Annotated in this window: 10 protein-coding genes; 6 read left to right on the forward strand and 4 right to left on the reverse strand. The window is 70.4% G+C overall.

From position 1 onward, the window contains the following. Window positions 1-122 precede the first annotated feature (122 nt). Window positions 123-848, forward strand: a complete 726-nt coding sequence (locus tag DEO23_RS15005) for a PepSY domain-containing protein (RefSeq protein ID WP_109276840.1) — start codon at window positions 123-125, stop codon at window positions 846-848. A gap of 95 nt (window positions 849-943) precedes the next feature. Here DEO23_RS15005 and DEO23_RS15010 read toward each other — a convergent pair whose 3' ends face one another. Further along, a complete protein-coding gene (locus DEO23_RS15010) occupies window positions 944-3,433 on the reverse strand; it encodes a phosphoketolase family protein (RefSeq protein ID WP_109276877.1) in 2,490 nt (829 codons plus the stop codon). A gap of 115 nt (window positions 3,434-3,548) precedes the next feature. Next, entirely contained in the window at window positions 3,549-4,718 is a 1,170-nt protein-coding gene (locus DEO23_RS15015; protein WP_109276841.1) for a DUF2382 domain-containing protein, read from the reverse strand. 324 nt (window positions 4,719-5,042) lie between these two features. Here DEO23_RS15015 and tpx point away from each other — a divergent pair, with 324 nt between their 5' ends. The 3 genes from tpx (at window position 5,043) to DEO23_RS15030 (ending at window position 6,973) form a co-directional block, all read left to right on the forward strand. Beyond that, window positions 5,043-5,540: a thiol peroxidase gene (tpx, locus tag DEO23_RS15020; protein WP_109276842.1), complete on the forward strand. Its 498-nt coding sequence runs from the start codon at window positions 5,043-5,045 to the stop codon at window positions 5,538-5,540. Between the two features lie 57 nt (window positions 5,541-5,597). Then, a complete protein-coding gene (locus DEO23_RS15025; RefSeq protein WP_109276843.1) occupies window positions 5,598-5,981 on the forward strand; it encodes a DUF488 domain-containing protein in 384 nt (127 codons plus the stop codon). A gap of 200 nt (window positions 5,982-6,181) precedes the next feature. Further along, window positions 6,182-6,973: a sulfite exporter TauE/SafE family protein gene (locus DEO23_RS15030; RefSeq protein ID WP_109276844.1), complete on the forward strand. Its 792-nt coding sequence runs from the start codon at window positions 6,182-6,184 to the stop codon at window positions 6,971-6,973. Between the two features lie 302 nt (window positions 6,974-7,275). On the opposite strand, the gene DEO23_RS15035 is transcribed toward DEO23_RS15030, so the two are convergent. Then, window positions 7,276-9,504 (reverse strand): NADP-dependent isocitrate dehydrogenase, encoded by a 2,229-nt coding sequence (locus tag DEO23_RS15035; RefSeq protein ID WP_109276845.1) that lies wholly within the window; start codon window positions 9,502-9,504, stop codon window positions 7,276-7,278. 174 nt (window positions 9,505-9,678) lie between these two features. Between DEO23_RS15035 and DEO23_RS15040 the strand changes: the two genes are divergently transcribed. Continuing rightward, window positions 9,679-10,314, forward strand: coding sequence for a class I SAM-dependent methyltransferase (locus DEO23_RS15040; protein ID WP_109276846.1), 636 nt, complete (start codon window positions 9,679-9,681; stop codon window positions 10,312-10,314). Between the two features lie 9 nt (window positions 10,315-10,323). Further along, window positions 10,324-11,667, forward strand: a complete 1,344-nt coding sequence (hisD, locus tag DEO23_RS15045) for a histidinol dehydrogenase (RefSeq protein ID WP_109276847.1) — start codon at window positions 10,324-10,326, stop codon at window positions 11,665-11,667. A 161-nt stretch (window positions 11,668-11,828) separates the two neighbouring features. Here hisD and DEO23_RS15050 read toward each other — a convergent pair whose 3' ends face one another. Then, window positions 11,829-12,317, reverse strand: coding sequence for a DUF3054 domain-containing protein (locus DEO23_RS15050; RefSeq protein ID WP_109276848.1), 489 nt, complete (start codon window positions 12,315-12,317; stop codon window positions 11,829-11,831). Window positions 12,318-12,373: the final 56 nt, after the last annotated feature.

A 12,373-nucleotide genomic window follows, 5' to 3' on the forward strand; every position in this document is an offset into this window, starting at 1 on the left:
GCGGCTCCGGAGACCCGGATGGGGAGACCCTAACTCTCGCTGCCGCGGGGGTGTATCGCATGCCGCGCGATCCCGTTAGCTTGGGCCGACCAGACCGCAGCACTACTGGAAGGTGAGAGACGATGATGCTTCGACTTCGACGACCTGCAGCGCTCCTGGCCACCGGGATCCTGGCGACAGCCGCCCTGGGCGCCTGCGGTGGAACGGACAAGGACTCCGATGCACAGGGCTCCTCGGAGCAGACCACGGCCGAGGACAACGGCGGCAGCGGTTCCGACAGCGGCGGTTCGGGCGGCGGTGCCTCGGACGGCGGCGGTGCGTCCGACGGCGGCGCCTCGGGAGGGAGCGACGCCTCCGACAGCGGCGGATCCGGGGGCTCGGGCAAGGCCGTGTCGAGCCAGCCCGCCGCGGATGCGGACCTGCGGGAGGTGACCTTCCCCGTGGACGCCCAGAAGGCTGTCGACACCGCCACGGCGAAGGCCGGGGACGGCACGGTCCATGCGATCGAGCTCGAGCACGACACCCGGGACGATGCCTGGCAGTACGACGTGAAGGTGCTCTCCGGGTCCACCGACCACACCGTCACCATCGACGCGGTGAGCGGCAAGGTCGTGGACACCGAGAAGGAGCGCACGGACGACCGCGAGAAGGGCGTCGACCTCAAGGATCCGATGACCTTCGACCAGGCGCTGGACGCGGCCTCGAAGAAGGCCGACGGACCGCTCCGCAGCTGGAAGCTCGAGTGGGACGACGACCACCGGGCCTACCAGTTCGACATCGGCCCCGAGCACGAGACGCCCGAGGTCATCGTCGACGTGGACTCGGGGACCGCCCAGCGGGAGGACTGAGCGCGGCGGTGCTCGGAGACCGATCGCGAGCACCCCGGGCACGATGACCGAGGTCGGGTCTCTGCGGCACCGGATGGCGCCGCAGGGACCCGACCTCAGCCGTTGTCCCCGCCGGTGTCGGCCGCGACGGTGCCTGCGTCCGCCTCGGCCTGGTCGGCGTTGTCGTCCCACTGCCAGCTCGCGATCGCGCTCGGGTCGGCGCCGTGCTGATAGGCGAAGGCGCGAGCGTGGATGCGTTCGTCCGCCATCTCCTGGCGCAGCCCGGCGAAGCGTGTCCCCAGTCCCTCCACGCGGTCGATCACGTCCATCACCAGGTGGAAGCGATCCGTGTCGTTGCGCATCAGCATGTCGAAGGGCGTCGTGGTCGTCCCCTCCTCCTTGTAGCCGCGGACATGGATGCGGGAGCGGCGATCGTGCCGGTAGCTCAGGCGGTGGATCAGCCACGGATAGCCGTGGTACGCGAAGACGACCGGGACGTCCTGCCCGAAGATGCCGTCGAACTCCTCCTCCGAGAGACCGTGCGGGTGCTCGGAGTCGTGCTGCAGGCGCATCAGATCCACGACGTTGACCACGCGGACACGCAGGTCGGGGATCCGCGTGCGCAGGATCTTCGCGGCGGCGAGCACTTCGATGGTGGGGATGTCGCCGGCGCAGGCGAGAACCACCTGGGGCTCCTCGCCGGGGGTCTCGGTCCCCGCCCATTCCCAGATCCCCAGCCCGCGGGTGCAGTGGGCGATCGCCTCGTCCATGCTCAACCAGTCCGGGTTCGGCTGCTTCCCGGCGACCACCACGTTCACGTACTGGCGCGAGCGCAGACAGTGGTCGTAGGTCGACAGCAGCGTGTTCGCATCCGGTGGCAGGTACACCCGGACGATCTCCGCCTTCTTGTTGACCATGTGGTCGATGAAGCCCGGGTCCTGGTGGGAGAAGCCGTTGTGATCCTGGCGCCAGACGTGGGAGCTGAGCAGGTAGTTGAGCGAGGCGAGCGGTGCCCGCCATTCGATCTCGTTGGTCACCTTGAGCCACTTCGCGTGCTGGTTCACCATCGAGTCGACGATGTGGATGAAGGCCTCGTAGGAGTTGAACAGTCCGTGGCGGCCCGTCAGCAGGTATCCCTCGAGCCAGCCCTGGCACTGATGCTCGCTGAGCACCTCCATCACCCGCCCCGCCCGCCCCAGGTGCTCCTCACGGTCCTGCGGGACGAACTGCGCGTTCCACTGCTTGTCGGTGGCCTCGTAGACGGGCTGGAGCCGGTTCGACGCCGTCTCGTCGGGCCCGAAGATTCGGAAGCTGTGCGGGTTCGCTGCGACCACGTCCCGCAGCCAGCCACCCAGCACGCGTGTGGCCTCGGACGTGGAGGCGCCGGGTCGTGACACCTCGACCCCGTACTCCCTGAAGTCCGGCAACCGCAGGGCCTTCAGCAGCGTCCCGCCGTTGGTGACGGGATTCGCCGACATCCGACGGGCGTCGCTGGGAGCAGTCGAGGCGAACTCCTCGCGCAGGGCGCCGTCGTCGTCGAACAGCTCTTCGGGCGCGTAGGAGCGGAGCCAGCGGTCCAGGACCTCGAGGTGCTCGTCGGTGTCGCGAGCACTGGACAGAGGGACCTGGTGGGACCGCCAGGATCCCTCGGTCTGCTGACCGTCGATCTCCTTGGGGCCTGTCCACCCTTTGGGGGTCCGGAAGACGATCATGGGCCAGGTCGGCCGCTCGACCTCGCGCCCGGCGGCTGCCGCGTCGGCGGCGTCGGTCTTGATCTGCGCGATGCGGTCGAGTGCCTCGTCGAGCACGCCGGCGAAGCGACGGTGCGCTGCGAGGGGATCCTCCCCTTCGAAGCCGCCCGTGAAGAACAGCGGGTCGTGACCGTAGCCGCGCAGGAGCGATTCGAGCTCCTCGTCGCCGATGCGGGCGAGGACGGTCGGGTTCGCGATCTTGTACCCATTCAGGTGCAGCACCGGCAGCACGACGCCGTCGGTCAGCGGGTTCAGGAACTTGTTGGAGTGCCACGAGGTGGCCAGCGGCCCTGTCTCCGCCTCCCCGTCGCCCACGACCGTGAACGCGAGGAGATCGGGGTTGTCGAACACGGCGCCGTAGGCGTGGGAGAGGGAATAGCCGAGCTCCCCGCCCTCATGGATCGAGCCCGGCGTCTCGGGGGCCACGTGCGAGGGGATCCCGCCGGGGAAGGAGAACTGCGTGAACAGGCGGCGCATTCCGGCCTCGTCCTCCGTGACCGCAGGGTAGGTCTCGGAGTAGGTGTGCTCGAGGTAGCTCGCGGCCACCAGGCCCGGACCGCCGTGTCCGGGTCCCGTGATGTACAGCGCGTTCAGGTCCCGTTGCCGGATCGCCCGGTTCATGTGGGCGTAGAGGAAGGTCAGGCCGGGGGTGGTGCCCCAGTGTCCCAGCAGGCGCGGCTTGACGTGCTCGCGGTCCAGAGGGGTGCGCAGCAGCGGGTTGTCCATCAGGTAGATCTGCCCGACCGACAGGTAGTTGGCGGCCCGCCACCAGCCGTGCAGCCGGACGATCTCGTCCTCCGACGGGGGTCGCCCCGTGGTCGCGGGCCAGGTGGTCCGGTATGTCGTCGTGGTCATCGCGCTCTCCTCGTTCATCGCTCGCGGATCCTCCGGAGACGTCGAGGCGGGCGCCCGCCTCAGCGAGCGCCCGCCCCTCGGGTCGCAGTCCGGGGACGGCATGACGTGACGACGTTCAGACGCGGTCCTGACCGGTGCCGCGGTCCACGCTGTCGCTGCGGTCGACGGGCTTGCCGTCGGCGTCGGTGATGTCGACCTCCTCGTGGCCGACCTCCCCGGTGACGGTCTCGGTGTCCCGGACGGTGCGGGTGCCGATGTTGACCTGTTCGGTCGCCACCGTCTCCTTGTTCACGACGGGGCGCTCCTCGGAGAGGGTCACCTCGGCCTCCTCCTCGCCCTCGGCGAGGTGTCCGCCCTTCTCCTCCGTGGCGGGGGTGCGCTCGACGACCACTTCCTCGCGCTGCACCGGGACCTCGACCTGCTCGGTCTCGTTCACCACGTACTTGCGCAGGCGGACACGGCCGGACTCGACCTTCTCGGTGCCGACGTTCAGGCGCTCCTCGTGCAGGGTGACCGACTCCTGGCCCTGCACGCCCTCCTGGCCGGCCGTCCCGCGACCGGCCTGGGCGTCGGCCGTGGCCCGGTCGCCCTCGGGGCGTCCGCCGGTGGCGGGGCCGGCGTCCTGCCCGGGGCGTGCCTGCCCCGGAGTCGCCTGGCCGGGGGCCGCCTGGCCCGGAGTCGCCTGACCCGGGGTCGTCTGACCCGAAGTCGTCTGACCCGGACGGGCCTCGCCCGGTCGGCCCTGGCCGTCACCTGTGCCGTCGAGACCGGCGCGGTCCTGGGTGTCGGCGGCACCGACCCCGGCCCCTGCGCCGACGCCCGCGCCGACACCGGCACCCGCACCCGCGGCTCCGACTCCGGCATCGGTCGCGCGTCCGTCCTGGCCGCTCTGCCCGGTCCGATCGGCCGCATCCCGCTGGCCCTGGCCCTGGGCGTCGCGCGAACGATCCTGGCCCTGGTCGCCGCCGGAGGGATCGTCCACTCCGTAGTACCGGTAGAGCTCGTCCTCCTCCTCGTGGGAGATCTCGCCGTCCTCGTCGATGTTCGGGGCGTCCTTGATGAACGACTTCTCGTAGGGGACGGTGATGGCGCCGTCGGCGTAGGACGCCTTGGCGAGCGGGATGAAGGTCTCCCGGGAGCCGAACAGGCCGATGTTGACCGTCACCCACGAGGGTTCCTGCGAGTCCTTGGTCAGGTAGACCTGCCCGACCTTGCCCAGTTTGTCGCCGGACGACTCGAGGACCTCTGAGGTCTGCAGATCCGTGATGCTTCCCTGGAAATTCATGGTGATCTCCTCTTCTGCTCTCCGGTCATGCGAGTGTCGGCGCCGCCGCTCCCGCCACGGGTGCGACAGCTGCTCGCGTCGTGCGAGTTGCTTCGACCGTACCCACGCATGTGACCTGAGGCATAGGTTTCGCAAAGAATTTCTTGACCTGACGCCATGTGACCGGGGCCGTCGCGTGTCGTTCGTGCGCCAATAGCACGCGATATCCGCACAAACATCACGGGACGCCTCTGGTCGGCGCCTTCGGAGAGGCCGTGTGTACGTCCGCTCCTCGGGGTGGGCACAATGGCATCCCGTTGCACATCGACCGGAAGGACAGCGGACATGGCCACCACCGCATTCAAGGGAGACCCCGTCACCACCGTCGGCGAGCTGCCCGCCGAAGGGGCGACCGCGCCCGCCTTCGAACTGGTCGGAGCGGATCTGGGAACGGTGTCATCGGCCGACCTCGCCGGGCGGCGCGTGGTGCTGAACATCTTCCCCTCCCTCGATACCGGCACCTGCGCGATGAGCGTGCGCCGCTTCAACGAGATCGCCGCGGGGCTGGAGAACACCACCGTGGTCTGCGCCTCGAAGGACCTGCCGTTCGCCCAGGCCCGGTTCTGCGGCGCCGAGGGGCTCGAGAACGTGGTCACCGGCTCGGCCTTCCGGTCCTCCTTCGGCGAGGACTACGGCGTGACCCAGACCGACGGCCCGCTGCAGGGTCTGCTGGCCCGCGCGGTCGTCGTTCTCGATGCCGATGGCACCGTGATCCACAGCCAGCTGGTCCCGGAGATCTCCGAGGAGCCGGACTACGAGGCCGCGACCGCCGTGCTCGGCTGAACCGGCCGGTTCGACGCAGCGTCGGCAGAACATCGGTGCGGATCTACGGTGGAGTGCATGAGTTCGACGGTGAGCATCGACATCCAGCGCGTCCACGACGTCCTCGACGACGCGGGCTCGGCGCGTGGAGAATTCCGCGTGCTGGTCGACCGGCTGTGGCCGCGCGGCATCGCCAAGGAGCGCCTGGGGCACGACGTCTGGGACAAGGACGTCGCGCCCTCCTCCGGGCTGCGCACGGCCTTCCACGAGGGCTCGATGAGCTTCGACGAATTCTCCCGGCACTATCGGGAGGAGCTCGAGGGAGGCGACGCCCCCGAGAAGCTCCTCGGTCGAGCTCGCCAGGCCCATGCCCGGCGCGTCATCCTTCTGTTCGCGGCCAAGGACACCGAGCACAATCACGCTCTGGTGCTCCAGGAGGTCCTCCGGGGTCTTCAGAGCTGAGGTCCTCCGGGAACTCCAGAGCTGAGGGAGCGCTGCCACCGCGCCGCCGAGAGACCTCCTCACGCGGCACACGGACCCGTCCTCATGGGGCGGTGTCCGTACGCCGAGTCCCGTGCACGAGCGGCGCCCCCGCGGACTAAGGTGGCGGGTCGGACCGCGCCCCACATGGAGGTCCGAACCACCCCGGAGGAAGGACGTGCGTGGATCCCCAGTCGCTCGTGGTGCTGCTCGTGATGGGGGCCCTGGCGGGGGCGATCAATTCTGCGGTGGGCAGCGGCTCGCTGCTCACCCTCCCGGTCCTCCTCGCACTGGGACTGGATCCGGGCACAGCGGTGCGCACCAACACCATGGGGATGGCGTTCTCGACAGTCGGCTCCTTCCTCGGCTACCGGCGCGAGATCCGTGAGGAGTGGAGGGACGTGCGCGGCCTCGCAGTGGTCGTGCTCATCTGCGCCGCGATCGGCTCGTGCCTGCTGCTGGTCTCCCCGCCGGGTGCGCTGCAGGTCGTGGTGCCGATCCTCATCGTCGTCGCCCTGGTCCTGGTCGTCTTCCAGAAGCGACTGACGTCCTGGATCCCGCGTCGCACGGACGGCGCAGGCACAGGCGGCACGAGTGCTGCGGCCTACCGCTCCGCGGGACTGCGCATCTCGATGGGCGCCGCCTCGATGTACGGCGGGTACTTCACCGCGGCCCAGGGCATCCTCTACCTGGGCCTGCTGGGGGCCTTCACCGGGCGATCCATGAAGAGCCTCAACGCGGTCAAGAACCTGTTCGGGCTGCTCGTGAACGCGGTCGCCGCCCTCGTCTACCTGGTGGCCCACGTGGCGTTCGGGGCCGAGGTGCGCTGGGAGGGCATCGCCGCGATCGCGGTGGGTGGTCTGCTGGGTGGCTACTTCGGCTCCCGCCTCACCAAGGGACTGCCGGAGTGGGCGCTGCGCGGGACGATCGTGGTGGTCGTCCTGATAGCCCTGGTGCGTCAGTTCATCGGCTAGGCACCCTTCGCGGTGGGGTGACCCAACTGTGGGGCGACCCAACTGTGGGGTGACTCAGCGGCGGGCTGGTCCTTGCGACGGGGTGCTCCGGGGGTGGGGGCGCTCCGGCTGGGGTCGAGGTCTCTCTATAGGAAGATTCCGGAGCGAGAACCGCCGTTCTCGCTCCGGAACTCTCCTATAGCGGCCCAGCGTCCCAGCGCCAGCCCCAGCGCCACCCAGGCCGCCCCCGGCCGCCCCCGGACGCCGACGGGCCCGGACACGCAGCGTGTCCGGGCCCGTCCGCAGATGGGTGAGGCGGAAGGTCACAGCGCGGAGCTGATCTCCTCCATGATCGCGTTCAGCGTCGCCGAGGGGCGCATGACCTTCGCGGCCTTGGCCTCGTCCGGGCGGTAGTAGCCGCCGATGTCGGCGGGGTTGCCCTGGACGCTCAGCAGCTCGGCGTCGATGGTGTCGGCCTTGGCGGCGAACTCCTTCGCGATCGGGGCGAAGGCGGCGGCCAGCTCCGCGTCCTCGCTCTGCTCGGCGAGCTCCTGCGCCCAGTAGAGGGCCAGGTAGAAGTGGCTGCCGCGGTTGTCGATCGTGCCCAGCTTGCGCTGCGGGGACTTGCCGTTGTTCAGCAGCGTCTCCGTGGCACGGTCCAGAGCATCGGCAATCACGCCGGCTCGCTGGTTCTCGGCGGTGCGGGCCAGGTGGCGCAGCGACTCGGCGAGGGCCAGGAACTCACCGAGCGAGTCCCAGCGCAGGTAGTCCTCCTCGATGAGCTGCTGGACGTGCTTGGGGGCGGAGCCGCCCGCGCCGGTCTCGAACAGGCCGCCGCCGTTCATCAGCGGCACCACCGAGAGCATCTTGGCGCTCGTCCCCAGCTCCATGATCGGGAACAGGTCGGTGAGGTAGTCGCGCAGCACGTTGCCGGTCACCGAGATGGTGTCCTCGCCGCGGCGCACGCGCTCGAGCGTGTGCTTGGTGGCCTCGACGGGGGAGAGGATCCGCAGGTCCAGGCCCTCGGTGTCCTCCTGGGCGAGGTAGGCGTTGACCTTCTCGATGAGGTTGCGGTCGTGGGCGCGGGTCTCGTCCAGCCAGAACACGGCCGGCATGCCGGACTCGCGGGAGCGGCGCACGGCCAGCTGCACCCAGTCGCGGATCGGGGCGTCCTTGGCCTGGCAGGCGCGGAAGATGTCGCCGGCCTCGACCTGGTGGACCATCAGGGCCTCGCCCGAGGAGTCGCGCACCTCGACCCGGCCGTCGGCCGCGATCTCGAAGGTCTTGTCGTGGCTGCCGTACTCCTCGGCCTTCTGCGCCATCAGGCCGACGTTGGGGACGGTGCCTATCGTCGTCGGGTCGAAGGCGCCGTTGGCCTTGCAGTCCTCGATGGTCGCGGCGTAGACGCCGGCGTACGAGGAGTCGGGGATCACCGCGAGGGCGTCCTGCTCGGCGTCGTCCTTGTTCCACATGTGCCCGGAGGTGCGGATCATCGCCGGCATGGAGGCGTCGATGATGACGTCGCTGGGCACGTGGAGGTTCGTGATCCCCTTGTGGGAGTTGACCATCGCGATGGCGGGGCCCTCGGACAGGCCCTTCTGGATCTCCTCGCGCACGCCCGCGGCGACCTCGGGGTCGAGGTCCTCGGCGCCGGCGAGGATGCCGCCCAGGCCGTTGTCGGGGGAGAGGCCCGCCGCGGCGAGCTGCTCGCCGTAGGTCTCGAACAGGGTCGGGAAGACGGCGCGCACCGCATGGCCGAACAGGATCGGGTCGGAGACCTTCATCATCGTGGCCTTGAGGTGCACGGAGAACAGGACGCCCTGCTCCTTCGCGGCGGCGACCTGGGCGACGAGGAACTCGTCCAGGGCGCGCGCGCTCATCACCGTGGAGTCGACGACCTCGCCGGCGAGCACGGGGACCGAGGGCTTCAGGACGGTCTCGGTGCCGTCGCCGTCGACGTGCACGATCGAGAGTTCGTCGGCCTTTTCCAGGACCACCGACTGCTCGTTGGCGCGGAAGTCCTCGCCGTCCATGGTCGCGACCGTGGTCCGGGAGTCCTTCGACCACTCACCCATGCGGTGGGGGAACTTCTTCGCGAAGTTCTTCACGGCCTGGGGTGCGCGGCGGTCGGAGTTGCCCTCGCGCAACACGGGGTTCACGGCAGATCCCTTGACCGCGTCGTAGCGGGAGCGGATGTCCTTCTCCTCGTCGGTCGAGGGGGACTCGGGGTAGTCCGGGAGCTCGATGCCCGCGGCCTGCAGCTCGGCGATCGCGGCCCGCAGCTGCGGCACGGAGGCCGAGATGTTCGGCAGCTTGATGATGTTCGCCTCGGGGGTCTTCGCGAGCTCGCCGAGCTCGGCGAGGGCATCGGCCTCGCGCTGGTCCTCCGGCAGACGGTCGGAGAAGGCGGCGACGATGCGGCCGGCGAGCGAGATGTCCCGGGTCTCGACGTCGATGCCGGCGGTGCGCGAGAACGCCTCCAGGATCGGCAGGAACGACACGGTGGCGAGCATCGGTGCTTCGTCGGTGTGGGTGTAGATGATCCGCGACATGGTCGGTGGGGCTCCCTCGGGTCGGGGTGATGTCTCGACGTCAAGACTATCCGAGGGCGACCTGGGCGTCGCCCTCGGATCGGGCTGCGCCCTCGTCGACATCGGATCGGACGCCGTACTCGCCTCTCTCGGGACGGACCCCGCTCTCGGGCCGGGGACCTCTAGGGTGCAGACATGTCGGAGGGATGGCTGGAGCGCACGCGTGCCTCCTACGAGATCGACGCCGAGGGGTACGCCGAGGAGGTGAGCGACCTCCTCGCCGGGCACCCGCACCTTCGTGCGAGCCTCGACGTGCTCGTGCAGGACGTTCGTGAGCGGGGAGGGGGCGAGGTCGCCGACGTCGGCTGCGGGACCGGGTACGTCGTGCGCCATCTGCACGAGGCGGGACTGCAGGCGATGGGCATCGACCTGTCGCCCGCGATGATCCGTATCGCTCGCCGTCAGAACCCTGGTCTGCGCTTCGAGGTCGGCAGTATGACCGACCTCGGTCTCCCCGACGCCTCGCTCGCCGGGATCGTCGCCTTCTGGTCGATCGTCCACGTGCCCGACCACGCGCTGCCGGGGGTCCTCGGGGAGCTGCGCCGTGTGCTGCGTCTGGGCGCCCCGCTGCTGATCGGCTTCCACGTCGGGGACACCGGTGAGCACACGGATATCGGGTACACCGGGCGCGCGATCGACCTGGACTCCTACCGGCGCCGCCCGGAGGACGTCTGCGAGCGCCTGCGCTCTGCCGGCTTCGCGATAGACGCCGAGGTGGTGCTGCATCCGGACGAGGAGGTGCCCGGGGCTCTGATCCACGCGAGCGCCTAGACTTCGACCATGGCTTTCCTCTCCCAGACCGACCTGCGCGGCACGCGTCCCGGCGCTGCCGAGCTCGCTGCCTCCCTGCCCCGACCCGAGGTGGACGTGGCGGCAGCCGCCGAGGCCGTCGCCCCCGTCGTCCACGACGTCGCGACCCGAGGTGCGGCTGCCGCGCGCGAGGCGACGGAGAGGTTCGACGGGGTGAGCCCCGAGCATCTGCGGGTCCCGCGCGAGGCGATCGAGACGGCGCTGCGCGAGCTCGACCCGGGGGTGCGCAGCGCGCTGGAGACCGCGATCGCACGGGTGCGCGTCGTCGATGCCGCCCAGGTCCGCGAGAGCGAGTCCGTCGAGGTCGTCCCCGGCGGTCGCGTCACCCAGCGCTGGGTCCCCGTGCGACGGGTCGGGCTCTACGTGCCCGGCGGTCGCGCGGTGCTGCCGAGCTCCGTGGTCATGAACGCGGTGCCGGCGCAGACCGCCGGTGTGGGGCAGATCGTGCTGGCCTCCCCGCCCCAGAAGGAGTTCGGGGGCCTCCCGCACCCCACGATCCTGGCCGCCTGCGCGCTGCTGGGGATCGACGAGGTCCTCGCCGTCGGCGGGGCCCAGGCGATCGCGCTCCTCGCCCACGGCGCCGACGACCTCGGCGACGGACGCGGCCTCGAAGGGGTCGACCTCGTCACCGGGCCCGGCAATGTCTACGTCGCGGCGGCCAAGCGGCTGGTGCGCGGGATCGTCGGGATCGACGCCGAGGCGGGGCCCACGGAGATCGCGATCCTCGCCGACGGCACCGCCGATGCGCGACTGGTCGCCGCCGACCTCATCTCCCAGGCCGAGCACGACCCGATGGCCGCCGCCGTGCTGGTCACGGATGACGAAGAGCTCGTCGGGCGGGTCGAGCAGGAGCTCGAGCAGCAGGTTCCCGCCGCCGAGCACCACGCCCGCATCGCCGAGGCCCTGCGGGGCCGTCAGAGCGGCGTCATCCTCGTGGACGACGTCGAGCAGGGCCTCGCGGTCGTCGACGCCTACGGCGCCGAGCACCTGGAGATCCAGACGGCCGATGCCGCCGCCGTCGCCGCCCGCGTCACCAACGCCGGTGCCGTGTTCGTCGGACCGTTCAGCCCTGTCAGCCTGGGCGATTACGCCGCCGGCTCGAACCACGTGCTGCCGACGGGCGGCACCTCCCGCTTCGCCGGGGGCCTGGGCGTGCAGTCGTTCCTGCGTGGCATCCACGTCGTGGAGTACGACCGCGACGCGCTCGCGGGATCACGGGATGCGGCGACGACCCTCGCCCGATCCGAGGGTCTGCCCGCGCACGGCACCGCGGTGGACGTCCGTTTCGCGCAGGAGCAGGACGAGCGCCGCTGAGAAGAACGGGCGTCAGCGCGGCACGCCCGGCGCCTCCGGGGCCGCCTCGACGGCCCTGCCGGACCTGTCCGATCGCCCCGCATCCTCGGCATCGTCGTAGGTCGAGGTCGGACTGCCGATCCACCGTAGGGGAGGCGGCGTCGACCGGTGCGGACGGACTCTCAGTTCCGGGAGGAGGCGGAGGGCGACGTCAGGGAGTCGGTGGCGTCCCTCGCGGTGTCGCCGTCGCGCCCGCGGCCCCCGTCCCGCTGGAGATCCTCGGCCTCGAGGTCCTCGGCGTCGATGACCTCACGGGGCGCACCGCGGGTGAGGTAGCTCGCCAGGGCGCGCCAGCCCAGCATCAGCACGCCCAGCACGATCGAGGTGACGATCACGAAGGACACCTCGGTGCCTGCCTGGAACAGGGTGCGCACGGCCATCGCGCCGACGATCGTGATGGCCCAGACGAAGACCCCCTGGGGCCAGACGCGGAACGGCCCCCGCCAGGTCTGCGCGGCGAGATGGCCGACGATCAGAGCGGCGGCGAACGGCCAGCCGACCAGCACCAGGTTCTGCGTGGTGATGTCGAGGCCGTGCTGGAACAGCCCGATCGCGACGAACAGGACGATGGCGAGGACGTCGCCGATCAGGGCACCGAGGAAACGAAGCACGGACCCACCGTATCGCCCCCGTGTCCGCACCCGCTGGGAACGGATCCCGCGCTGCG

This window comes from Brachybacterium endophyticum, from assembly GCF_003130585.1.
GTDB classification, from domain to species: Bacteria; Actinomycetota; Actinomycetes; order Actinomycetales; family Dermabacteraceae; genus Brachybacterium; species Brachybacterium endophyticum.